This is a genomic window from Paenibacillus sp. FSL M8-0334, assembly GCF_038000405.1.
Classification (GTDB): domain Bacteria; phylum Bacillota; class Bacilli; order Paenibacillales; family Paenibacillaceae; genus Paenibacillus_AQ; species Paenibacillus_AQ campinasensis.
In genome coordinates, this window is the sequence record NZ_JBBOCH010000001.1 from 2054994 (window position 1) to 2079347 (window position 24354).

A 24354-nucleotide genomic window follows, 5' to 3' on the forward strand; every position below is an offset into this window, starting at 1 on the left:
ACAACAAGTATAGGTGTTTAATACACAATAAAGCCCGGCAGCGGAAACTGCCGGGCCTTGGCTTTAACATTTCTTCGAATAGACGATCTTCCTTATCGTTTCATGGGATAGATGGTACAGCTTCGTAAGTCGCTCAATGGACTCGCCTTTCATGTACAACTCACGAATTTCGTTATTTCGGCGATCCAATTGTTCTCTTAGACCTGACTTTTCACCCCATCGTTTACGTGATCCTGGTTGTGGAATGTATACGAACTCACCTTGAATATACTGCTGAATTTCCTTGAGCAAAGACTCAGGAAATATAACATTCCCGTTTACATATTTCATGCTGTTCCGCTCCTTATTTAGATGTTCTATAAGGGAAAGCGGAACGGTTAACTATGATTAACACAAGAAGAACAACAGCATCATATCCACCCTCTTTCAACCATCCATAAACTGGGACTTTGTATATGTACTTTATTATAACACACCCGAATCATCATGGTCGGTATAGATGCTGCCAGCGAAGGAGGACGACACCGGTTGTGGAATATCGATATGGAGTCCCGGATTCGTACCCCGCTGTGATGAGAATTTCCTGAATGTTGATGGTGGAGTAATGACATTCATCACTTCCAGTATGATCTGGTTTGATGACACGTTTGAACAGGTAATATTGCGAGTAATTGGGGACACCACAAGGAACTGTAGTGGTTCATCGTTTCTGGATCTTCTTATTGAGGAGGCCATTGTTGATGCAACAGCAGTGCGTGATGCGTATGGCTCGACGTTTGTCCCGCGAGAGTAGACGTGACAGGCTACCATTCGAGCCAAGAAAAACAGAAAACCCGCTCATAGAGCGAGTTTGTTATATGAAGGAAATGGCGCGCTGTTATTCTTTCTCGATCTGAATGCCCTTCTTGAGGAATTTCTGATCCTCTCTCTTATTCACGAGCACAGGCAGCTCACTCATGCTTCTCTTCATAGGAGACTGACATTGATGGCAGGTCGGTACCTCCGCAAAAGCAAAATTGTCCCTGATCCATCCGTTACAATCCTCCTGAATACAGGACCATATTGCGGTAGCCTCTTGGGGGATATCCTCCAACCTTTTCCGCGAATAGTACATAAACGTACCCTCCCTCTTGGTATCTTGTCGCTCTGTACCTAAGGCAAATCTGGCCATGCTTTCAGCTGTCCATATCCGTTTACGATGATCATCTATTCATCAAACAAAAAGAATAAATGCCCCAAAACACAGGGTTCGGGGCATTAGCTTCATTCTTTTTTACAGTACTACGACATTCTCAGCCTGCGGTCCACGATTACCCTGTACCACATTAAATTCAACACGTTGACCTTCGTCCAACGACTTATAGCCGTCGCCTACAATCGCACTGAAATGAACGAAAACGTCGTTACCGCCTTCAACCTCGATAAAACCGAAGCCTTTCTCCGCATTAAACCATTTCACTGTTCCAGCTTCCATCGGAACACCTCCTTCAAAATTTATATGAGCTCTTATTCAGAAAATAAAAATTCACATATTGCACAAGGTCGTTTCCATAAAATAACAACCCTCTGCAAAATGTGAATTTATAGGCAGGTCAGTATTCCATTGACTCCATCATACCCCACCTGGGGCCGAATAGCAAGGATTACTTCACTGTGGCCTCTCCCTCCAGGCTGCGAACAGTGTAGATATATATTATATATACAGACATGGCGGTGACTGGCCTATCGCTGGGCAAGCCTCACAGCTTCACCATGCCGGACATCGCTCGCGATGCCCGGACTGCCATTTCCATACTAGGCATCGTATTGCCATACTAGCCCAGATCCAATCCTAATGCTTCAAAACTTTACACACTTTAACCTTCGAAATCATTCTTCCATCGACTTCCTCAATCTTAAATACCAATCCGGCATACTCAATGGAATCTCTATCTCCAAGCTTAGGAATCCGGCCGAGTTGGCCAATCATAAACCCATTCAACGTCTCGTATTGCTCAATCGGCAGATCTACCTTGAAATAGTCCACAACATCATCCAGGCTGATGCCTCCATTCACATAGAATGTGTTGTCATCTACCTTAATGATATCCCTAACAATCTCATCGTCCTCATCAAATATTTCGCCGACAATTTCCTCCAATAAATCTTCAAGGGTTACAATACCTGCCGTACCCCCAAACTCGTCGATAATGATCGCAATATGGATTTTGTTCTGCTGGAAGTCCTTGAATAGTTGATCCATCGTCTTGTACATGGGTGCGATATAAGCTGTTCTGCTGAAATCCCGTACATTAAATTCGTCCACAGTATGAGGACCACTTAAGTACTTAATGAGATCTTTGGCATGCAGAATCCCTACAATATTGTCTATGCTGTCTTCGTAAATTGGCAATCTGGAGTATTTCTCCTTGCTGACCACAGATACAACCTCGTCCAGAGAAGCGTTCACGGAAAGGGCGACAATATCGGTACGATGCGTCATGACCTCATGTACTCTGATTGCCTTACGTTTGATGATGCTTTGGATGATTTTGTTCTCGTCTGCCTCGAATACACCCTCTTCCGTACCTACATTCGCCAACACAGATAATTCCTCTCTGCTCGTCGTTGTGGACACGTGAGATTTATTAGCTATTATTTTGGTAATGTATTCAGATATGATAACTAAAGGATATGTGATATAGATGAGATACTGAATCAGTTGAGCAGAGACAAGCGCTAAGCTTCTCCAATACCTGGCCCCTATCGTTTTAGGAATGATTTCCGAAAAAACAAGAATCAGTATAGTCAGCACAACGGAGATAATGCCAAAGTACACTTCGCCAAATACTTTAGTCGCTTGCGCCCCGACCCCTGCGGCACCAACGGTATGGGCTATTGTATTCAGTGTAAGAATTGCGGAAAGGGGGCGGTCCACATTTTTCTTCAACTCGATGAACAATCCCGCTCTTTTGTTACCGTTCTCCAGCTTGACATTTAAATACGATGGGGTTGTGGATAGCAAAACTGCCTCGAGCACAGAACAAAGAAACGAAATACCCAATGCAAGAAACAGATAAATCAATAGGAGCGTCATACCTCAACCTCTTTCTTTCGTATAGTATCCCTATGCAAAACGGCGATGAGTATACCACACCATCGATCATTACGGCATGCCCGATCGCCCAAGTCGCCTTTCATTTCATCCATCAGGTAATATTTACCCACGGTCTTGCACATCCATTTCTGAACGAGATAAACAGTCTACCTTATGTAAAGAAATCACTTTCGTTGCATTTCAACTGACTTATGTATAATTCCTTCCTATAAATCCCCCCAAACTTATTGTATATATTGTATACATTCTCTAATCGATATTCAAATTGCACAGAATGACTGGGAAAATGTCTGACCGCTGACCTACTTACACGCATTTGTAACAGATTCCCTGAATAGAATGGGCTATTTCAAAACCTCTCATTTCTACAGGGGCGATGTATCATGCTCCAGAAAACAAAAACCCGACCTCGTGAGGCCGGGTTTCTTCCGAAGATGTGGTGCAGGGCACCATGGCTGTGTACAACCACCATATACTGCTGAGTACTCAGATTCGATTTTGAATGGGATACAGACTACAAGCCTCAACAGCACATGTTATAAAAAGACCGATGTTAAAACTCCCTGTGAGCTGGCCGCATCGTCCCTTGAGCGGGATAATCCTCTTCGTACTCATCATATTGCGACGGTATGGGTTCGTGTACTTGTTCCTCCATTAGCGACGTTGACTGCCGCTGATAGGGCTCATCCACATACATGACTCTACGCAGAACTTGCATAAGCCCGTTCACGACGCGCAGCGCGATCCAGAACAGGATAAGGCCCACGCCAACGTACAGCAGATATTGCTGGTTATACGTCCAATCGATATGAAAATAACTGAACAAGCTCTTCTCCAAAATATCAACCTGAATTTCATTCATTAAAATGATATGGACGACGGGAAGAGTGATGAATCCTAGTCCGAGTGCAATGGCCGTTACCGTAATCACGAAGAATACGATACCCGTAACAAATCTTAGGAATACGAGGAGCAGATTACGAATAAAGAGTGCTCCGTCAAAGCCTCCCACCATTCGTTTCAACCAGTTCTGCCCCGCTTCAGACCGTGGATTGGAGGGATACGCTGCTGAAGGAGCAGGTAAACCCAAAATTTGTCGAATCATGCTTTGTTCGAAAACCACAATCCCATTCAACAGCTTGGCTACTGCAAAAAACAGCGGAATCCCGATAAAGATTGGCGTTAATCCAATGGATAGTACAACTCCTGTTATTGCCACTGTAAAATAGATAATCCCTAACGGGAGGGATAACAGGAAGTATAGGAGGGTGGCATAGGTTTTTGGATTAAACAGCACCCAATTCACCTTGCCTGCCTGCTCCATTGCAGCCGTTTCTGTTGCCTTCATATTCAAACACCCCTTATGGCTTCATAAGTCACGCTCCAAGTTATAGATCCATTATATCTGTGTGATTTGGCTGACATAACCGTCTTAGGGGGTATCTGAACCTAGACTTTAGACTAGGGAGTGGGCTAAACTAACGCACTGCCTATAAGATACTTCAGAGTATTGCTATCTCTTTACCATTGGGTATCAATTTTATTCGAAAATAATCAAGCCTGCTATCTCTTAAAACTCGTTTCATCAAGGCTATGCTCCGTTATCCCACTCAGTCATTCCAGCTAATACAACATAGAGTTTAATAGCTCCCTGATCCTCTGTTCCTCCCCGCTCTCGTTTGTACGAAACCTTGCTAATTCTATTCCAAATTTCTTGAAAATCTCTTCTTTTTTCTTATCTCGCTTTAGTTGTTCAGGATTGTTCTCATGAAAGGCAAATCCATCGACTTCAATTGCCAGTGCTAGCGATCTGTCCAGTTTATGATAAATCACAAAATCAACAGAAGAACGCTGTTTCACAAATTTACGTTCTTCCTCATCTAACCGTTCTAGGTCAGTAAACAAATTCATCAGTAAAATCTGATTTCCTAATTCAAAATCCTTAAACATAGGCTCCTGTAACATCTCATCGAGCAAGGCGTGCATAATATTCTCGCTGCGATGCCTTGATTTATTAAAGAAACGAACACGTTCTCGAAATTGCTGGAGATTATCAGAGTATTCCTTGTACAACAAGTCAAAAACAGAATGAATCTCACTCTCCACGACATTGTCGTCCATCGTGCTATATTCCATATATCGCATGAGATCTCCCACTTCATTCCCATACTTGTGAAACGCAGACTGATCGGTCACCAGAATAAATCTCGCCTGCGCACGGGACACAGCCACATTAATCATGCAAGGATCATTAACAAACCTCATCCCCATTCCACCTGCTCTTGTTCGATCGAGTACCGTAGACATGATCATAACAGACTTCTCACGTCCCTGATATTTATGGATTGTATCGCTCTCGATACCAATAGTGAATTGCTCGGTCGCTTTCTCAACCTGCTTGCGATATGGCGTCACAAAGCCGATATCCTCATGACCGGATGCCGCTTCGAGGTACCCTAACAGGATCTCCTGTTCAATAACATCAAGTTCCCTGGCATTGAACTTCCCTTTTTTGCCATGGGTCACCTCCCTCATGTGATTACCCGGTGACGTCTTATAGATCAATAAAGGGGATTCGGAAATCCCGGGATCGGTAAAAGCGATCAATTCGCCGTCGTAATATTTCCTGTTGCAGAATTCAATAATTTGGGGATGACAGCGGTAATGCTCTCGTAACATTACTTTCGGAACCGAATCCCCGTATAAGGCCAACATGGACGACAACAAATTATGCTCAATATAATCGTAAGCTTCATCCATGTCAGGAACCGTATGGTTCTGGATCCTATGTTCAATCTCCTTCTCCACGATATGCGGCAGTTGCTTAGTATCGCCGACGATAATAGCCTGCTTGCAGCAGGATAAAGCCAGAGCCCCTGTCAGCAAATCAACCTGCGAGGATTCATCAATGATGCAATAATCAAACAAGTAATTCGCAGGTATACAATTACGCAAAGAATGCGTTGTACTAAGCACAATCGGATAATGCTCGATAAACGTTTTAAATTTGTTGCTATAAGTGTATGTCTTCTCATTGCATTCCACAGCCGGGCGGTTATGATATTTCTCGTGTAATCGGTGCCGAAAAAGCGTTTCGGAGAGCTGCTGGTGCTGATTCATTAAGGCTTGATAGTCCTGGGCCTCTAATTCTTTTTCAAGCTTCTGTATACGATCTGATAGCTCCTCAACTTTTAATGTGTAAAATTCACGCTGAACATTCAGAATGACATCCAGCCCCTGCTCCTTCAAACGTTTGAAATCCGTAAAACCATGTCTGAAGAATAACTTAAATTGGTATAGGAACTTGTATTTCCTTGTCACCTCTACAGCCAGAAAACTATCTTTCATAAACTCCAATATTCGTTTCGGTGTCTGCCTATAAAATGACCACTTCTCTATAGGCTGGATATCCTGCCTAGCATAATAATGTTCAAAATGCTCCTGCTCAAGCAAATAAGCCGACAGTTTTTGCCTAAGCTGTGCCTTCTCCCTATCCAGTTCCATCAAACGATGAATACGCTGATTCAATTCTTGTAATTTGGCGTTTAATTCATCCTCTGGTACGTCACTTGACCATTCCGATACATCCCAATTGGGTAAGTTGGCAAAAAACTTTTTCTTGTTCTCTTGTTTGCCCAAACTAGCTACAAAAAAGTGGTACCCGTGCCGTTCCATCTTTTCTTGTACATTCAGAACTGCAGCGTTGTTACCAGAAACAACCGCTATCTTTTTCCCCTGCATAACCGCCAGATTCGCGAGGATGTTCAAAATCGTCTGGGTTTTACCCGTACCTGGAGGACCTTCGATAATACTGATAGTACTTTTTAAAGATTGCTCAAGCGCGGTCCTTTGGCTCAAATTGTACCTGAAAGGGAAAATCGGTTCTGTTGTAACCGGGATATCGCTCTTTATAGGTTTTTTCAGAAGATAATGGCTCAAAGCACTATCCGGATCTACGTAATTTAGGTTCGCAAATTGCTTGGCCAAAAATGTTCCTTTGTTCTCCTGTTCATCCTCACTTTTCGCATATTTTGAAATCTCGCGCCAATAGTCCAGAATCTTACGTCCTTCAGCGTTTTGAGTGCTACTACTTCTAATTTGAATACGTTCCCTATCATATGTACGAATACTCCCATTGTTAAAACACACCCGAACCCTTTGGCCGAAATCTAGCACCCGTTCTACATTATAAAAAGGATATCCCTCATGAAAAACAGCCGTATCCTCCGTTATGTCCTGAATGGTTGGCGTCAGTAGCTGTACATCACTGGACTGATAAGTATAAACCTTGGAAGACCCTTTATATACAATCCTTACGATTGGAGGATCTTTTTCGTATGAAGATACGTCCTGTGTTTTGTCCTCACCTTTAACAATTATCATAAATCTCTCTTGGTCCATAGCAGCCTCTCTGTATGAAATCAATGTTATATACAGAGTCTTCTATAAATTTGTGCTACATTCCTGCCATGGAAGGATTATTAGCACACAAATACCTTATCTAAGAGCAGAAAATGGAAACCGTGTGATCGTCCACACAACAATAAAACAAACGGACGCCGGCAGAGTACCGACGCCCGATTACGTTTCGTTTTATAAATGTCCATAATAGGGGGTTTATCATTAAGCCATTGATGTTCATCAGGTTAACTGCGGCACACCGAATCCGCAATACGCTCTCTTATGACGTAGAAAGTATCCTTTTTTGACCCGTGAGCTCCTGTATCGGTTTAATGTTTTGGGTGAATTCAAGCGTTCCTAAGTACGTTCCTTCTTGATCCCTTATGGCAAAATAACGAATATACACAAACTTATCTTTAACCGGAATCCAGAAATCTTCTACATCTTTAACACCGGCTTTGAAATCAGCAAGCAGCTGATTGACGACGTGTACGCTTTGCGGAGGATGGCAGTTCTGCACACTTCGGCCGATCACCGCTTTGGTCCGAACGAAGATTCGTTCTTTGCCCTGGGAGAAATATCGGACGATATCGTGTTCATCAATAAAGGTCAGGTCGACCGGCAAATGATTCAATATGGCTTCCATCTGTTTGACCGATACAATGCCTGTGCTCAGCCGGATATATCCCTCTTGCAGCGGAGAAGCATCCAATCCCTGGCCTGTGCCAGGTTCATCTGCTCTTTCTGGAATCCACGTTTGATCCGGCGCAATCAAGCAATAACCGACCTCTTCACTTTGGTCAGCAATTTGAAGCCATTCGTCTTCCGTCAGCTTTTCCAGAGCCATAGGTAATAAAATATGTTCTTCTTTATAGATCATTTCTGTTACTTCGTTTAAGACGCGTTTGGCAAGGTCCACTACAAGCTCGGCATTCCCTTCAAAGTGAGTGAGTTTAGATTTCACCTCTTTTATTCCCATTCGGATGCCGTCATCGACTGCCCACATCACCTTGGTCGGTCCATAAATTCCGTATTTCTCAAGAAAGGGAAACAGCAAGTTTTCCTTGCGGCTGTAGTGTTTGTCCACATCATAGAGGAGACTGAAATCCTCCAGCAATTTGAGACGATTCGCCTCCCCCGGATCGTTCAGAAATTGATCGAGATGCAGCGCGATTTTAAAATTCGCCAGTCGATCGATTTCTTGGTTCTCCCTTTTAAACGTATACACGGGATGCCCAGGCTGGTCCTCAGGCTTATGCGCTCTGTGGATGTCTTGGATGGAACCTTTGAATACAGCCGCATGGACACTGCACAGTCGCTGTACTTCGGTGACTGGTATTCCTTCCTCCTGCATCAGCACTTGCTCCAGCTCCGAAATTTCGTCAACCGATATTTCACCTACAGCTTGGTTGAATTTTGACTTAACTTCCTCCACGCTTTTTCCATGGTGCAGCTCCTTAATGATTTCCTTGAGCAAATGGATACGGGCTGTTCGATGAGCAGAAATTCCTTCCTCACGGTTATTAATGAGTTCACTCATGTTCATCACCTCTGTCTTATTTCAATGTATATAAAGACCAAGCTCTATCTTGTTTACCTCTCTTCTCTAAGCTAGCACCCTCATGCCCCACGACTTGTGATTAAAAGCACAGAGGGAATGAACATTCAATGACTAAGGAAGGATGAATAGTGACCCAAGTTCTTCGAAAGTTCTTCTTCCTACTCCCCTTGTATTCTGGGTGTTTCTGTACGCTGTCGAGCCGGTTTGTTCGTTTCGCCAACAAAAAAGCGACCGAGTCGCGGTCGCTTTAATAACGGTATGAGAGACGAGGGAGCCTAACCCTGGCCGAAACGTTGGCACACCATCCCCCCAAGTGGCCACCATGAAATGTCGGCAAAATGAATGAGCACGTTACAATTTCTGCATAGACTTCAGTCGGTCGAAACCACAGTTTCCAATCCTTTTTACTCAGTTGTCCTTTTTTTCATTGGACGATGTCTGTAGTTAGCGATACAGATACGCCAGATCAGCTTCATAAGATTGGGAACAGTGCGTGCGTTTTCTTTGAGATAGGACCATGCCGGACGGTTCCCTCGTTTCGTATTGCATTCGCTGCATGAAGCGATGAGGTTATGGGGAAGGTCCGAGCCCCCTTTGCTTGAGGGGATTATATGGTCCACGGTCGTCGCGTGTTGTCCGCACCACAAACAAGTGTGATGATCTCGTTTCAGGGCAGCTTTTCGATAGTCCCGAAATAAGAACGGATTATACAGCAATTGGATCGTCTGCTCATCAATCCAAACTGCTCGCGAGCGCTCAACTTCCCGCCAAGCCCGATGAGGCAAGCATGGTGTTAGCTGTTGACCATCCATATTGAGCACCTTTATCAATTGATCCTCTCCATCATGACCCTGATTCATCGACTTCCCCCCACCTGTACGACATGCTCCTGCCTATAGTATTAATATAAAACAAAAACACCATTCTCATGCGGATAGTCTTCATGATAGTGGAGGGGAGAGGAGTAAGCCCCCTCTTGTTAGGGAAAGTCAAGCTTGCGATGACTTCTGCTTTGTACGTCGACCCTTGATTCCCGTTCTCCCGTTGAGACAAAATCCCGACCAGAACCAATCTGGTCAATATCACTCCTGCCTCCGAACGATGACTATCGATTTCAGCGAGATTTTGACTGATGGCTCCAACGCAATTTGATCCCTGCCCCTCACCAGGCCAACACGGTTTCTCCCAACCACAACACATAAGATAATGCAAAAAAGCGACCTTGACAGGTCGCAGGCAAAGTTATATCTCGCTGGAATGCATTGAATTATTCTACCAGTTCTCCATTAATAAATGTCATCGACTTATCTTTGAATTCTAGAATAAATGAGTGCTGATAATCCGGTTCGTTACTGAGCTGTGTCCCTAACATATATTCATTACCGACATTATCAAAAGGGTTATGAAGCACACCTTTAGGGATGTATCTTGTTTCATGTCCTATTACATTGCCATTTTCATCATAAATAAATGTGCTTTTACTTGAGACCAGCAAGTCCTTGCCGTTCTCCAATGTTAAATGAACCTCCAGACGACCGTTGGACATATGATGAGCAATGTTTACATCTTCAGACGACACCCGAGTCCCAATGGCGAAAAGCCAAATAACAGCTACAGCCAGTAGGAGTACCGCAGAGACGGAGAGAATAATCTTTCTTTTGTTTATTTTTCTCACTTTTTTTAAGTAATTAAGTTTTTGTGCCTCATCTTTATCAATTGAGGGCATATAGAGACCTGTTTCCTCGGTCATTTCTCGATAAAACTGACGGCATGCCTCGCATGATTCCAGATGCTTATCGATTTCTTCATTACTGTATGAAGAGGTTAGCTTTTCAATATAGGAAGGCAATAGATCCCGAATCATATCACATTTCATGATGATCTTCCTTTCATCAACTTTTGTTTTCCGCGGTAAAAGGTAACTCGTGCCCATGTTTCATCTCTGCCGAGAATTTCTCCAATCTCTCGAAAACTAAATTCCCCGGTCAAACGCAGGTACAATACTTCTTTCGTATTCGGATCCAGCAAATGAAGCTGTTTGAATAAGTCCATTTTGTTCTGAGCCAAAATAAACTGTGATTCTGGCGAATTTGAATCGGTAAAGGAAGGATCCTCTAGTACGTCAGAGGAACTCTTCCGCCGCTTGTCCAGTTCCTGGTACCAAACATGCTTAGCAATCTGACAAAGCCAAACGTATACTTTACAGCTTCCATCGTATCTATGTATTGACTTTATCGCTCTATAAAAGGTTTCTTGGGTGATCTCTTCCGCCAACAAATGGTTATGGCAAAAGCTAAATATGAATTTATATACTTGGGTCGAATATTCCCTGTATAATTCCTCGGTGTCCCGCATCTATTCACCTCCTCAAGTATATATCCATAAATGTTGATAAACGTTACAACTTATTTTGCAGTCAAGCTAATTTTTTTCTAAACAACTTCATTTATCCTATACCCCTCAAGCCAATCCCATCAAGCTTTTCGCCTGAAATGTTATCTTCATTGAACCCCAGAAATGCAGAAAGACCACCTCTCGGGTGGTCTCACTGATAATATAAAATAGAGGCGAGGGGATTGGAACCCCTGCCGGAAGATAACGACAACACAAGTTTCTACGGATGTAGTGACTTGAGATGTTTTCCCCTAGAGAGCTGCCAAGTCACCCGCTACTCCCTAGACTAGTCTGATTGTCTTCTTCCGCTAGCCCCTGACGGAGACTAAATGGCGTATCCCACTAAAGTTGAGACCTAATCCAGTTTTGAAGTCCACGCAGCCAGTGTTGTATACGCGGTGGCCTACAATGTACCGAAGAGTTCGAAAGCCTACTTCTGTCAGGCATTCGGACACTTTTCCTTTCCTTATGCGACCCTTTTTCCGAGTATTATCAGCTGTTTGCTACTGCCAAATACGCATGTCAAAACACATTATGTATAAGAAGTATCTGTTGGGATGGAGCGGAGATAGTTTTCCCAATCTTCTGGGAAACCTATTCTGTATAATTCACACACATGGTTATAGCGATCGAGCAGCGAATTCAACTCTGTAATCCAACTACTCCACGTGGTCTGGTCTTGAACAAGGTACTTTAAAGTGAAGATTGCCCCAAATAGCGTATTTGGCTTAATCTTTAATTTTTGAGCGTCGAAAGTAAGAGCCACTTGATGAGTCAGCTTGGTATCATATATTCTGGAAAAATGAGCGCATCGATTTCGCAGAATACATAAGGAATGCAACCAGCTATCCATAAGCTTGTTCGTCTTCAAGCCAAATTGTTTACAAATCACCCGTTTATCTTCTGGTTTCATATTAGTGTACAAAATGGATAAACTGGAGAACGAAAGCACTTCAACCGCAACCCAGATAGGATATCTTTGGCGATAGTTGTGCTTATGATGTGAAACAAATATTTCTTTGCTTCGATCCAGTTCTTCGTACAATTTGGAGATAAGCTTATCGTAATCAATGGACTTTCGAAAAGAAAAATTTGCAGGTTCGTTGTAACATTCCACACCGTATTTATGAGCAAGATGATATGAAATCAATGAGCGCATACTTATTTCTACATATTCAAAGATGTCCAACAAAAGAGACCGTAAACGCATATCGAAATGATACAGGTCTACAATGTTTTCGAAAGCCGTCCCTTCCCTGTACTGATTTTCGTCCAATTTGTAAGGAAGCAAATAACCTGTTAAACGGTAATAATTGATTCGTTTTAGTATCCCTACGGCTTTAATCTCATCTTGAATGATCAGGCCGCGATCTTTGAATTTATCGAGCATTTCAGTATAAGTCGCAGGAGGCTTTAAATTTGTTTCATGGTTTCCTTCCACATTAAGCACCCCTGAAAATAAAATGGCCCGCCCAGTTTCGCATTGTTAAGAGGCGCGGGCGGGATCTGTTAATGCAAGTATACGGTATGAAGAACTGATCGTCAAGGGAACAGTACCATCCCAATCTCTCCTTTTCTTTTCCATGTAAAGTGAGATTTTAATCGAAGAATTCAGTTGTCTTCTTGATCATTGTTTCCCTTTTCGAAGAAAAATGGATTACTGTTCAACATTAAACCTAAACGTAAGTTGTCGAATGGCTTTTGCATTTCTTTTATACTTAGTTGAAAACTCTTAAGAAGTACTGATATTGTATCTTGGAAGTTTTTTGTAAATATCTTCATAGTATTTGATATTTTACTTAGCGTGTTCGTTAAATATTCTGGTTTTTAAGTACAAAGTCCCGTTCTTCAGTGAGGAGGATTGCTTTATCGAATCTTTGATGAGCTTAGCAACTTCATAATTTCTCGATATTCAACTTTATCAAGCTCTTTACAGTGAGCCACTTTCTTTATACATGGAGGCCAGGGGAGTATCGATATCTCGATTAAACTTACAAAGACGCTACCGCAACGATGCAATACACTAAGGTAGAATTAGAGGCCGTGCCCGTCCGCTGAAGCAATCTTCTGTAGCCAATTCATTCGCTCCCTGCGCGGGACGAACCTTCGGTTCTCCTCCCCTCTTCGACGCCTGTACATAAAGAAAGCCCCGACCTTACGGCCGGGACTTTCTTTATTATGTATGGAGGCGAGGGGAGTCGAACCCCTGTCCGAAGATAACGACAACACAAGCTTCTACGGGTGTAGTCACGGTTTTGATGTCACCTGGATCAGCGCCCCGTAACCGGCTCTATTCCAGGTCAGCCTGATTGTCTTCTTCAGCTAGCCCCAGGCGGAGACTAGACAGCGTATCCCACTATAAGTTGAGCCCTCATCCCGGCACATGGGCGATGCAGAGCGAGAGCACGCGTGCAGGTTATTAAGCTGCTACAGCGTAAGAAGTTTGTTGTTTGCCATTTAATTGGCTTTAGCGTTGATGAAGTGGACGCGTCCCCACTACCCGCTACTCATGCCCGAACTATCCCCGTCGAATCCAAAAACGCCCCCTTAAATAGGAGAAATGTCAGCGTATCTACGCACGCAAACCTTCCTGCCAAAAAGGGTTTCCGGATTAGATCATCGACGCATTCAGCATGGCAGTCGATCTATTCCGCATCCTTTCCCTCCAAGAAAGGATGACGAAGCATAATCTTATGGTTGTCAAAGATCTGATGATCTTTCGTACATCACTTAGTATATCACATTCCGCATCATAATGATATATAGATACCAGGCAGAGCAGCTAAATGCTGCCACCTGCAGCTCATCCCTCTATTCATTAAACGATATTCCCAGCTGCATAACATAAGACCTAAGACATTTATCTCGCAATCTTCTGCTTCTCCCGCAGGGCACGCTGGATATCACGCTGCGCATCGCGCTTGGCTGCATCGGCGCGCTTGTCATACTGCTTCTTCCCTTTACCGAGACCGAGCAGCAGCTTGGCATAGCCATTGCGGATGTAGACCTTGAGCGGCACGATGGTGTACCCCTCCTGCTTGGACAGGCCCAGCAGCTTGGTAATCTGCTCCTTGTGCAGCAGCAGCTTCCTTGCGCGGGTAGGGTCGGTCGGGTTGAACCGGTTCCCCTGCTCGAACGGGCTGATATGCATGTTGTGGATGTGAATCTCGCCATTTCGGATCGTTGCAAAAGCATCAGCAATGTTCGCGCGGCCGTTGCGGATCGACTTGATCTCCGTTCCGGTCAGCACCATGCCTGCCTCGTACGTATCCTCGATGAAGTAATCATGGGAAGCTTTTTTGTTCTGGGCCAGAACCTTCCCGTCACTTTTCTTACCCATGGTCTCACTCCTTATCATCACGGTCTTAATGGGAAAAAGGACTTCCGGCAGACCGCCACCAATGCAATCTCACCAGAAGTCCATTGTATCAAACTGCCACCTGCAAAATCAAGGCAGAGCCCAGCGTTACGCAATGAAAAAGGCGGGGAAAAACAGCTATATTCATATTCAACCAGAGAATCTGGTGAAGCGAAGCCCCTTACTTTTTCTTCTTGCGGACAAAGGCAGCGGTGCCCCCGCCCTTGCCCTTGCGCTTACGGCCGCCCGCGGCGGGAGCGCCGCCAACGCCAGGGCCTGGCGTCGGGCCGTCGCCGATGAAGATGCCGCTGCGCGACGTCTTCTTCCGGCGGCTCTTGGCGCCGCCCTGGCGGGCGTTGCGGTCAAAGCCGAGGGAGCCGCCCCCGGACGAGCTGTACCCGCCTTTGCCAGAGCCAAAGGCGAAGCTCCGCTGCTCGCCCCCAGCGGCTTCCTCGGCGGCCCGCCCGCCGCCGGCGCCCTCGCGGCGCTTACCTGGCAACGGGCCACCGCCCGGGCCTGCCGCGCCGCCGCCTTCCGCCACGGCGCTGCGCTTGCCGCGGCCTTTGCGCGCCCCGCCATCGCGGGCGCGCCCCTCACGGCCACCGGCTCCACCACGGTCGCCGCCGCCTTCACTGCCACGTCCACGCCGGCGCGGCTTCATATCCACCATCTCAAAATCGATGGTGTGCTCATCCATGTTCACGTTGGCTACACGCACCTTCACATCATCGCCGATGCGGAACACCTTGGATGTCCGCTCGCCGATCAGCGCCATATGCCCTTCGTCGAAGTGGTAATAATCATCCGTCAGCGCACTGAGCCGGATGAGGCCTTCGACGGTATTCTCCAACTCGATGAACATGCCGAAGCTGGTCACGCTGCTGATAATGCCTTCGAATTCCTCGCCAATCTTGTCGAGCATGAACTCGGCCTTCTTCAGCGCCTCGGTATCGCGCTCCGCATCCACAGCCACGCGCTCGCGCTCCGAGGACTGCTGCGCGATATCCGCCATCCGGCCCGCCAAGTACTCCTGGCGCTCCTCGGTCAGCATGTTGCCGCTTTCGATCACTTCGCGAATGACGCGGTGGATGACCAGATCCGGATAACGCCGGATCGGGGATGTGAAATGCGTGTAATACTCCGCCGCCAGGCCGAAATGGCCCGTGCTCTCGGCATCGTACTTCGCCTGCTTCATCGATCGCAGCATCATCGTGCTGAGCACAGTCTGCTCTTTCGTGCCGTGGATGTCATCCAGCAGATTTTGCAGCGCGCGCGGATGAATCTGGTTGCCCCGGCCTTTCACATGATGGCCGAAATTGGCCGCAAACGCCATAAAGTTCTGCAGCTTCTCCGGATCCGGGTCCTCGTGAATCCGGTAGATGAACGGCACCTTCAGCCAGTGGAAATGCTCCGCCACCGTCTCATTGGCCGCCAGCATGAATTCCTCGATGATTTGCTCCGCGATGGAGCGCTCTCTTTTGACAATATCAACCGGCTTGCCGTTCTCGTCCACAATGACCTTGGACTCCACGAAATCAAAATCCACCGCGCCCCGCCGCATCCGGCGGTCACGAAGCTTCAGCGCCAGCTCGCGCATCAGGCGGAAATCCTCCACCAGATCGCTGTAGCGCTCGATCAGTTCAGGGTCCTCGTCCACAAGGATCTTGCGCACATTGTTGTACGTCATCCGCTCCTTGGTCCGAATCACACTTGTGAACACGTCATGACTGACAACCTTCATCTGGTCGTTGAACTCCATCTCACAGGACAGCGTCAGTCGGTCCACCTGCGGGTTCAAACTGCATATCCCGTTGGAGAGCCGGTGCGGCAGCATCGGAATTACCCGGTCCACCAGGTACACACTGCAGCCCCGGTTATAGGCCTCCTTGTCCAGCTCCGAGCGCTCGCGCACATAGTAGCCGACGTCGGCGATATGCACGCCCAGGCGGTAGTTGCCGTTCGGAAGCCGCTCCACATTCACCGCATCGTCCAGGTCCTTGGCATCCTCACCGTCGATGGTGACGATGTTTTTGCCGCGCAGGTCGCGACGGCCCTGCTGAGCGATCTCCTCCTCGGTAATGGTGTCCGGCACGGCATCCGCCTCAGCCAGCACCTCTTCCGGGAAGCCTTCCGGCAGCTGATGCTTGCGTATGATGGACAGAATATCGACGCCCGGATCATTCTTATGACCGAGAATTTCGACAACCTCGCCCTCGGCCGCCGCTCTCCCTTCCGGGTAGCTCACCAGCTTCACCACAACCTTCACGCCGTCAACCGCACCGTTCATGGCATGCTTCGGGATAAAAATGTCCCGGTTAATCCGCTTGTCATCCGGCAGCACAAATCCATACGCCTCATGGTTCTGGAACACGCCGACCACCTGCGTGATGGCGCGTGTGACGATCCGGACGACCTCGCCCTCCATGCGGCCGCCGTCGCTGCCTTGCGAGCTGATGCGCACCAGAACAGTGTCACCGTTCATGGCACTCTTCAGATCGTTGGCATGAATGTACACATCCGGATGCTCTCTGTCATCAGGAATCAGAAAAGCAAAGCCCTTCGGATGGGCCTGCAAGCGACCGCGCAGCAGCGACATCCGCTCTGGGACGCCATAGCGCTGCGTGCTGGTCAGAATGATTTTGCCGGATTGCTCCAGCTCATTCAGCAGCTTCAGAAACTCCCTGAATTCATTGGCATCCTCAATTTGAAAATGCTTCTCCAGCTCCTGGTACGTCATCGGTTTATATGCAGTTTCCCGCATAAAATCCAGTAATATTTGTTCCGTTATCATTATGATCACCTCGGGGAACCTGCAGTATCATTGTTCCTCTATCCATTCTTTACCTAAATATACACTACCCTAGTATACACGAATTTAATCCGCGGTATCCTTACATTCACTGCCAGTTCTCGCTAGAACCGCCACTTTGCCCGCAACATAGAGCCACAGGGCGCTCTCCTGCAGCTTCCCGGGTATTAAAAAACCTCCGCTCTTCCATAAAATGAAAAAGCGAAGGTTATTGTTCCGAGAGTTATTTCAATACGGCAACGACAATGGCCAAAATCATAAATGCGCTCGCAAGACCAACGGTGATCCGCTGGAGCACCAGATCCAAACCGCGCGCCTTGGTTTTACCAAAAAGATGTTCCGCACCGCCGGAGATGGCACCGGCCAGACCTGCACTTTTCCCTTTTTGGAGAAGAACGACAGTAATCAATGCGATGGAGACAATAACAAGCAGCACTTCAAACAATACAACCATGAATTCCACCTCCTACGTATGTAAACATCTTGATCATTCAGAATCTATCCTTCAAATCAACATTCCGTAATAGTAATTAGAAAACAGCATTTTTATTGTACCACAGCTATTCTCCCCTGACAAGGATTGTTGGCGTATTCTCGCACGCCTCCTTATCCTTACCATCATAACAACTCTTCGTGACCCAAAGCCACTGAATTTCGATGTTTATCGTTACGATCAATCCACAGCGTTCTCCGCTATTCTCAGGTATACTGTACACACCTTCGCCGCCAAACCGATTCCTTAATTTTAAAAATCCAAATAAAAGGCCCGCCCCTCAAGCAGGACAGACCTTCAACGCGATCATCATCTTCTCATACACCTTCGCAGGCTTGGCATGGCGTCCCTTACCTTACCCGAAAAGATCCCGTGCTCAGCGCGACAAGCTCCCCGCGCTCATTGGTGATCCGGCTTTCCGTGGTGACAGAGCGATGTGTCTGGTGCACGATATGCGCGGTGACGTACAGCCGCCCTCCCCGGGCCGGCTTCACAAAATGCACATTCAAATTGCTCGTCACCGTGGACTCCCCCGGCCGCTGCAGCATGACCGCGATGCCCATCGCGTTGTCCATCAGGGAGGACAGCACGCCGCCGTGCACAATGCCCATCATATTCATATGGTGCGGCTCGGTATCGAGTGTGACCACGACTTCTTCCTCACTCGCAGATTCGAGCTTGCAGCCAAGGTAGCCCCAGAACGTAGGCTCTGCTGCGCGGGTCATCTCTTCAATGTAAGACTCCAGATTCCCGCCGTGCGCAGGCTGCCTGCTCTCCTTGTTTGCCAGACCCCCTCGCTGCTGCTTGCCCTGCCCCGGCGCAATACGAGTGGCCTCTCCCTCGGTATGCTGCTCTCGGTTTGCCTCCTGCCTCTGCGCTTCCTCTGTCTGCGCCTCCTGCTGCAGTACGGCCTTTTCTTCAGCACCAGAATGTCGATTCTCCATCAGGCCGCCTCCTTTCCGGCATACATCTCCAGTCCCGCTGCCTTCTCATTCGCCTCAACTAGCCGCTCGCCGCAGTGAATCCCGGCCTGCTTGCGGCATGCCCGCGTCCCACCTGGCCTTCACAATGGATGCTTTGCCAAGCGGGCTTCATGCCTTCAGCAGCATGCGCTCCTTACGCGGTCGGCTTGCCTTCCTCCTCTTCCTCCAGCAGCTTGCGCCGCAGCACCTTTCCGACAAGCGTCTTCGGCAGCGAATCCCGGAACACGAACTCCCTCGGCACTTTATAGGCCGCGAGCTGCTTGCGGCAGAACTTCTCCAGCCCGGCGGGGTCCGGCGCAGCCCCATCCTTCAGCACGATATAGGCTTTGACCGTCTCGCCCCGGTATTCGTCCTTGGTGCCCACCACCACCGCTTCCTTCACGGACGGGTGCTCGTAGAGCACCTCCTCGATTTCTCTCGGATAGATATTGTAACCGCTTGCGATTATCATATCCTTTTTGCGGTCGATAATTCGGAAGTACCCTTCCTCATCCATCGTGGCCATATCCCCGGTAAACAGCCAGCCGCCCCGAAGCGTGTCAAACGTATCCTCAGGCCGCTTCCAATACCCCTTCATCACCTGAGGCCCCTTTACGATGAGTTCCCCAGGCTCGCCCACCGGCACTTCATCCCCGGTGTCCGGATTGACAACCTTGGCCTCCGTATCCGGCAGGGGGATCCCGATGGTGCCGATTTTGCGATGCCCCCAGATCGGGTTCGCATGGGTGACCGGGGCGGCCTCCGTTAAGCCGTAGCCCTCGATCAGACGTCCTTTGGTCAGCTCCTCGAACGTGTCCTGCACCTCCACCGGAAGCCCGGCAGAGCCGCTGATACAGGCATTAATGGAAGACAGATCATAATCCTTGATTTGCGGATGGTTGATCAGGGCAATGTACATCGTCGGAGCACCGGGAAAGAGCGTCGCTTTCTTTTTTCGGATCAGATCCAGAATCATCTTCGGTTCGAACCTCGGCACCATCAGCAGCTCGCTGGCTCTGTACACCGCCTGATTCAGCAGCACCGTCAAGCCGAATACGTGAAAACAAGGCAGCGCCGCCAAATACCGCTCCTTGCCCTCCTCCACCTTGTAGCACCACATGGAGGATTGCAGCGTGTTGGCAATGAGATTGTAATGCGTAAGCATGACGCCTTTCGGGACCCCGGTGGTTCCGCCGGTATACTGAAGCAGCGCCAGGTCCTTCTCGGCATGGACCGATTCGCACACAGGGGCATCCAGCGCTTGCTCCAGCAGTTTTTTGAAGGGATATACCCCTTCTCGATAATGAATGACCGGCAGGGGCCCTTGCTTCTTGGCCTTGATCGGGAACAGCAGGTTTTTCGGAAAAGGCAAATAGTCCGCGATGCTTGTCACAATGATATGCTTCAGCTCCGTCTCGCCCTGCACCTTCTCCACCCGGGCAACAAAATGGTCAAGCGTAATGATCGCTTTAGCCCCGGAATCCTGCATCTGATGTGCAATCTCCCGCTCCATATAGAGCGGATTGGTCATCACCACCACGGCGCCTGACAGCAGTGCGCCAAAATACGAAATAACGACCTGAGGACAGTTGGGCAGCATGATCGCTACCCGGTCCCCTTTGTTAATTCCCTTGCCCCGGAGCGCGTTCGCCATTCGATAGGACGCCTCCAGGAGCTGTTTGTAGGTTAACGTCTTGCCCATAAAATAAACTGCCGGCCGATTCGGATATTTCTGCGCGGACGTTACAAGAAACAGTCCCAGGTTATGCTTCGGGTACTCGTACGAGGGGGCTACTTCCGGCGGATAAAATGGCAGCCAAGGCTTTGCATCCATACAAAACCATCCCTTTCCTCCCAGGTAAACTTCCAGATCCTCTTTCGTTGCACGGTTAATTTACAACGTTCTCCTTGTTACACCGTGTACCGCTCCCTGCTCACAACCCGCGCCGCGATGCTCCGCTTTAGCGCCACGGTGTCGAGCGGTGCGGTTCGGGTCAATTTTTTCAGCACCGACAGCTGCATGCGCAGCATATCGCCGGTTTCAACTGCGGCGAGCGTCTCTCTGGCCAGCCCTTCAATACGCTGGAACGCCTCATACGCAAACACCTGCGTCATTTCGATCATCCCAGCAGCCTTCTCCTCCGTAGTCCGCGTCAGGTGCTTGCGGGTGCGAAGCAGTGCGCTTTCCAGCGCATAGATATCTGTCATGATATCTGCCAGGTTCGAGAGCAGCTCCTGCTCCTTCTCCAGCTTCGTCCCCAGCTTCTGAACCGCGAGGCCGCCGACGAGCAGGAAGATTTTTTTGCTCATATCCAGGAAGTGCGCTTCCCTGGCCAGCGTCTCCTCGAACGACTGACCCGGCACCATCTGCAGCAGCTCGACTTGAAGCGCCTGCGCCTTTTCCAGAAGGGCGATTTCGCCTTTCATCGCTTTTTTCACGAGCGTGCCCGGGATGAGCAGGCGGTTGATTTCGTTGGTCCCTTCAAAAATCCGGTTGATCCGCGAATCGCGATAAATCCGTTCGATTTTGTACTCCTGGATATAGCCGTAGCCCCCGTGAATCTGCACCCCTTCATCCGCGACAAAATCCAGTCCCTCGGACGCAAACACCTTGTTGATCGAGCATTCAATCGCGTAATCGGCGATAGCCGCCGCCACCTGAACGCCGGAATCCGGCTGTTCATAATCGATGTCCTGCAGCGCCTCATCGAGCAGGCCCGCCGTGCGGTACACCATGCTTTCCATGACAAAAGCGGCGATGTTCATCTCGGCCAGCTTTTTGCGCATGAGCGGGAACTGGGAGATCGGGGTGTCGAACTGCTTGCGGGTATTCGCATATTTCGAGCTCAGTTCAATCGCCTCTTTAGCCGCGCCCACGGCTCCAGCAGCCAGTTTGTACCGTCCGATGTTCAGGATGTTGAAGGCAATCCGGTGGCCTTTGCCAATCTCCCCGAGCAGATTCTCCTTCGGCACCTTCACATCTTCGAAGAAGAGCGGCCGCGTGGACGAGCCCTTAATGCCCATCTTCTTCTCCTCGGGCCCGAGCGTAAAGCCCTCCATCCCTTTCTCCACGATGAATGCGGTGAAATGCTCGCCGTCAATCTTCGCATAAACGATGAAAATGTCAGCAAATCCTGCGTTCGTGATATACAGCTTCGATCCGTTCAAAATATAAAACTCCCCGTCCTCCGACAACTTCGCGGTCGTCTTGGCGCTGAGCGCATCCGAGCCGGAGGTCGGCTCCGTGAGGCAGTATGCGGCGATCAAGGCGCCGCTGGCGAGATCCGGGAGGTATTTGCGCTTCTGCTCCGGCGTTCCGAAGAACACAATCGGCAGCGTGCCGATGCCGACATGAGCTCCGAAGGACAGCGCAAAGGAGGAGCCCCGGGCCAGCGTCTCATTGATAATGGTCGAGCTGACCTTATCCAGCCCGACGCCGCCGAACGCTTCCGGCACATCTGCGCCGAGCAGCCCTAGCTCCCCGGACTTGCGAAGCAGCTCCACGGTCAGCTCATAATCCAGCTTCTCAATCTCTTCGTCACGGGGCATAATCTCCCCGTCGACAAAATCCCGCACCGTCTCAGCAATCATCCGGTGCTCATCCGTAAAATCCTCGGGTGTCATCACCCGTTCCAGCTCCGGCGTCTCAATAACAAAGCTTCCACCTTTGATTTTCGGTTCTTTGGTTTGGTTATCGCTCATTGTGAGGACTCCTTTCGGGATAGTATGGCGGTGGCAGAGGCACTTCCTTCGGGCGATGACTGCTGCGAGGGTAGGGGGCTGGCATAGTCTAGTGTTGCTTCGAAGCTCTTTTGTCCGCTCAGGCGCGGATCGTCCTTCCGATCGCTGTTGTTTTCGGATTTCCTTGAACCCCCATTCCACCGTCGAAATCCGAAAACAAAGGCGAACGCTTGCGCTTCTTCAGGCCGATTCCGCTTTCTTCGCTCGGCTTCCCTCCGCAGCACCCCAGCCTCCGGCGGCTCTGCCTCCGCCTGGGTGGGGGTGGGACTCGTGGCCGAGCCGTGCTCGGCGGCGGCCACTTCGTTGAGGGCGCGCGTTGGCCTGCTCCAGCTTCGCTATGGAGCGCCAACGCTGGTACCGGGCTGCGCCCCCTTGGCCTCGCAGCACGGCCACGGGATGCTCTGGCTGTTGCTCTGCAGCCAATTTGCCCACGGCCTCGGCCGGGCAGGACCGGGTGCTGCGCTTCGCAGCCCTTTCTCCGCTCAGGCGCGGATCGTCCTTCCGATCGCTGTTGTTTTCGGATTTCCTTGAACTCTCATTCCACCGTCGAAATCCGAAAACAAAGGCGAACGCTTGCGCTTCTTCAGGCCGATTCCGCTTTCTTCGCTCGGTTTCCCTTCGCAGCACCCCAGCCTCCGGCGGCTCTGCCTCCGCCTGGGTGGGGGTGGGCTCGTGGCCGAGCCGTGCTCGGCGGCGGCCACGGAGTGCTGGGTCTCGCTTCGATGTGCTGTATCTGCGCTTCGCAGCCCTTTGTCCGCTCAGGCGCGGATCGTCCTTCCGATCGCTGTTGTTTTCGGATTTCCTTGAACTCCATTCCACCGTCGAAATCCGAAAACAAAGGCGAACGCTTGCGCTTCTTCAGGCCGATTCCGCTCTCCTCGCTCGGCTTCCCTCCGCAGCACCCCAACCTCCGGCGGCTCTGCCTCCGCCTGGGTGGGGGTGAGACTCGTGGCCGGGCCGTGTTCGGCGGCGGCCACTTCGTTGAGGGGGAGCGTTGGCCTGCTCCATCTTCGCTATGGAGCGCCAACGCTGGTACCGGGCTGCGCCCCCTTGGCCCTGTAGCAAGGACCCGGGGTATTCTGGGGGTTGCTTTGCTGCCAATTTGTCCACGGCCTCGCGACTGCTGATTGGCCGGGCAGGACCGGTGCTGCGCTTCGCAGCCCTTTGTCCGCTCAGGCCGCGGATCGTCCTTCCGATCGCTGTTGTTTTCGGATTTCCTTGAACCCCCATTCCACCGTCGAAATCCGAAAACAAAGGCGAACGCTTGCGCTTCTTCAGGCCGATTCCGCTTTCTTCGCTCGGTTTCCCTCCGCAGCACCCCAGCCTCCGGCGGCTCGGCCTCCGCCTGGGTGGGGTGGGGCTCGTGGCCAGGCCGTGTTCGGCTGCTGCCACGCTCACTCGGCGGGACGGCGATAGTGGGCGACGGCCTACAACCAGCCGCCGAAGCGGCTGGAGTGCATCGGGGCGTTTCTACGCGAGGCCGCGCAATCTTGGCCCACAGCATCACCCGCCCGCGCCGGGCCAATCCAGCGGCTACG

18 protein-coding genes and 1 other RNA gene are annotated in these 24354 nt (G+C 49.4%); all 19 read right to left on the bottom strand.

The annotated features are described in order from the left end of the window. Positions 1-63 precede the first annotated feature (63 nt). Positions 64-330: a CD3324 family protein gene (locus MKX64_RS08935; RefSeq protein ID WP_095264220.1), complete on the bottom strand. Its 267-nt coding sequence runs from the start codon at positions 328-330 to the stop codon at positions 64-66. A gap of 547 nt (positions 331-877) precedes the next feature. Beyond that, on the bottom strand, positions 878-1171 hold the full coding sequence (locus tag MKX64_RS08940) for a cold-shock protein (protein WP_341035681.1): 294 nt from the start codon (positions 1169-1171) through the stop codon (positions 878-880). A gap of 102 nt (positions 1172-1273) precedes the next feature. Next, on the bottom strand, positions 1274-1474 hold the full coding sequence (locus tag MKX64_RS08945; protein WP_095264218.1) for a cold-shock protein: 201 nt from the start codon (positions 1472-1474) through the stop codon (positions 1274-1276). Between the two features lie 357 nt (positions 1475-1831). Next, on the bottom strand, positions 1832-3076 hold the full coding sequence (locus MKX64_RS08950) for a hemolysin family protein (protein WP_341035683.1): 1245 nt from the start codon (positions 3074-3076) through the stop codon (positions 1832-1834). 574 nt (positions 3077-3650) lie between these two features. Further along, complete coding sequence (locus MKX64_RS08955) at positions 3651-4445, bottom strand: sensor domain-containing protein (protein WP_341035684.1); 795 nt, start codon at positions 4443-4445, stop codon at positions 3651-3653. A gap of 275 nt (positions 4446-4720) precedes the next feature. Continuing rightward, positions 4721-7498 carry an AAA domain-containing protein gene (locus MKX64_RS08960; RefSeq protein WP_155619121.1) on the bottom strand — a complete coding sequence of 926 codons (2778 nt, stop codon included), beginning with the start codon at positions 7496-7498 and terminating at the stop codon, positions 4721-4723. Between the two features lie 280 nt (positions 7499-7778). Further along, a complete protein-coding gene (locus MKX64_RS08965) occupies positions 7779-9038 on the bottom strand; it encodes a DUF438 domain-containing protein (RefSeq protein ID WP_155619123.1) in 1260 nt (419 codons plus the stop codon). A gap of 425 nt (positions 9039-9463) precedes the next feature. Continuing rightward, entirely contained in the window at positions 9464-9919 is a 456-nt protein-coding gene (locus MKX64_RS08970) for an HNH endonuclease (protein WP_095268121.1), read from the bottom strand. A gap of 407 nt (positions 9920-10326) precedes the next feature. Beyond that, complete coding sequence (locus MKX64_RS08975; protein WP_196426475.1) at positions 10327-10935, bottom strand: zf-HC2 domain-containing protein; 609 nt, start codon at positions 10933-10935, stop codon at positions 10327-10329. Next, positions 10932-11414: an RNA polymerase sigma factor gene (locus MKX64_RS08980; RefSeq protein ID WP_095268119.1), complete on the bottom strand. Its 483-nt coding sequence runs from the start codon at positions 11412-11414 to the stop codon at positions 10932-10934. Before MKX64_RS08980 ends, MKX64_RS08975 begins: the two co-directional genes overlap by 4 nt. 571 nt (positions 11415-11985) lie before the next feature. Further along, positions 11986-12894, bottom strand: coding sequence for an Abi family protein (locus MKX64_RS08985; protein WP_341035686.1), 909 nt, complete (start codon positions 12892-12894; stop codon positions 11986-11988). A gap of 739 nt (positions 12895-13633) precedes the next feature. Further along, positions 13634-14000: a transfer-messenger RNA gene (ssrA, locus tag MKX64_RS08990) on the bottom strand. A 313-nt stretch (positions 14001-14313) separates the two neighbouring features. Further along, positions 14314-14793: an SsrA-binding protein SmpB gene (gene smpB, locus MKX64_RS08995; RefSeq protein WP_095268116.1), complete on the bottom strand. Its 480-nt coding sequence runs from the start codon at positions 14791-14793 to the stop codon at positions 14314-14316. A gap of 199 nt (positions 14794-14992) precedes the next feature. After that, positions 14993-17602 carry a ribonuclease R gene (gene rnr / locus MKX64_RS09000; RefSeq protein WP_155618357.1) on the bottom strand — a complete coding sequence of 870 codons (2610 nt, stop codon included), beginning with the start codon at positions 17600-17602 and terminating at the stop codon, positions 14993-14995. 241 nt (positions 17603-17843) lie between these two features. Further along, complete coding sequence (gene secG, locus MKX64_RS09005; protein WP_095268114.1) at positions 17844-18074, bottom strand: preprotein translocase subunit SecG; 231 nt, start codon at positions 18072-18074, stop codon at positions 17844-17846. Positions 18075-18463: 389 nt separating this feature from the next. Beyond that, positions 18464-18838 (bottom strand): PaaI family thioesterase, encoded by a 375-nt coding sequence (locus MKX64_RS09010; protein WP_095268125.1) that lies wholly within the window; start codon positions 18836-18838, stop codon positions 18464-18466. Between the two features lie 391 nt (positions 18839-19229). Further along, entirely contained in the window at positions 19230-20909 is a 1680-nt protein-coding gene (locus MKX64_RS09015) for a long-chain-fatty-acid--CoA ligase (protein WP_095268113.1), read from the bottom strand. 77 nt (positions 20910-20986) lie between these two features. After that, positions 20987-22777 carry an acyl-CoA dehydrogenase family protein gene (locus MKX64_RS09020; RefSeq protein WP_341035687.1) on the bottom strand — a complete coding sequence of 597 codons (1791 nt, stop codon included), beginning with the start codon at positions 22775-22777 and terminating at the stop codon, positions 20987-20989. 219 nt (positions 22778-22996) lie between these two features. Further along, positions 22997-23635, bottom strand: coding sequence for a hypothetical protein (locus MKX64_RS09025; protein WP_341035688.1), 639 nt, complete (start codon positions 23633-23635; stop codon positions 22997-22999). Positions 23636-24354 lie beyond the last annotated feature (719 nt).

What these genes read in the sequence shown, in the direction of transcription:
- MKX64_RS08935 (WP_095264220.1), bottom strand. Translation starts at nt 330, where the DNA reads ATGAAATATGTAAACGGGAATGTTATATTTCCTGAGTCTTTGCTCAAG.
- MKX64_RS08940 (WP_341035681.1), bottom strand. Translation starts at nt 1,171, where the DNA reads ATGGCCAGATTTGCCTTAGGTACAGAGCGACAAGATACCAAGAGGGAG.
- MKX64_RS08945 (WP_095264218.1), bottom strand. Translation starts at nt 1,474, where the DNA reads ATGGAAGCTGGAACAGTGAAATGGTTTAATGCGGAGAAAGGCTTCGGT.
- MKX64_RS08950 (WP_341035683.1), bottom strand. Translation starts at nt 3,076, where the DNA reads ATGACGCTCCTATTGATTTATCTGTTTCTTGCATTGGGTATTTCGTTT.
- MKX64_RS08955 (WP_341035684.1), bottom strand. Translation starts at nt 4,445, where the DNA reads ATGAAGGCAACAGAAACGGCTGCAATGGAGCAGGCAGGCAAGGTGAAT.
- MKX64_RS08960 (WP_155619121.1), bottom strand. Translation starts at nt 7,498, where the DNA reads ATGGACCAAGAGAGATTTATGATAATTGTTAAAGGTGAGGACAAAACA.
- MKX64_RS08965 (WP_155619123.1), bottom strand. Translation starts at nt 9,038, where the DNA reads ATGAGTGAACTCATTAATAACCGTGAGGAAGGAATTTCTGCTCATCGA.
- MKX64_RS08970 (WP_095268121.1), bottom strand. Translation starts at nt 9,919, where the DNA reads ATGAATCAGGGTCATGATGGAGAGGATCAATTGATAAAGGTGCTCAAT.
- MKX64_RS08975 (WP_196426475.1), bottom strand. Translation starts at nt 10,935, where the DNA reads ATGAAATGTGATATGATTCGGGATCTATTGCCTTCCTATATTGAAAAG.
- MKX64_RS08980 (WP_095268119.1), bottom strand. Translation starts at nt 11,414, where the DNA reads ATGCGGGACACCGAGGAATTATACAGGGAATATTCGACCCAAGTATAT.
- smpB (WP_095268116.1), bottom strand. Translation starts at nt 14,793, where the DNA reads ATGGGTAAGAAAAGTGACGGGAAGGTTCTGGCCCAGAACAAAAAAGCT.
- rnr (WP_155618357.1), bottom strand. Translation starts at nt 17,602, where the DNA reads ATGATAACGGAACAAATATTACTGGATTTTATGCGGGAAACTGCATAT.
- secG (WP_095268114.1), bottom strand. Translation starts at nt 18,074, where the DNA reads ATGGTTGTATTGTTTGAAGTGCTGCTTGTTATTGTCTCCATCGCATTG.
- MKX64_RS09010 (WP_095268125.1), bottom strand. Translation starts at nt 18,838, where the DNA reads ATGACCCGCGCAGCAGAGCCTACGTTCTGGGGCTACCTTGGCTGCAAG.
- MKX64_RS09015 (WP_095268113.1), bottom strand. Translation starts at nt 20,909, where the DNA reads ATGGATGCAAAGCCTTGGCTGCCATTTTATCCGCCGGAAGTAGCCCCC.
- MKX64_RS09020 (WP_341035687.1), bottom strand. Translation starts at nt 22,777, where the DNA reads ATGAGCGATAACCAAACCAAAGAACCGAAAATCAAAGGTGGAAGCTTT.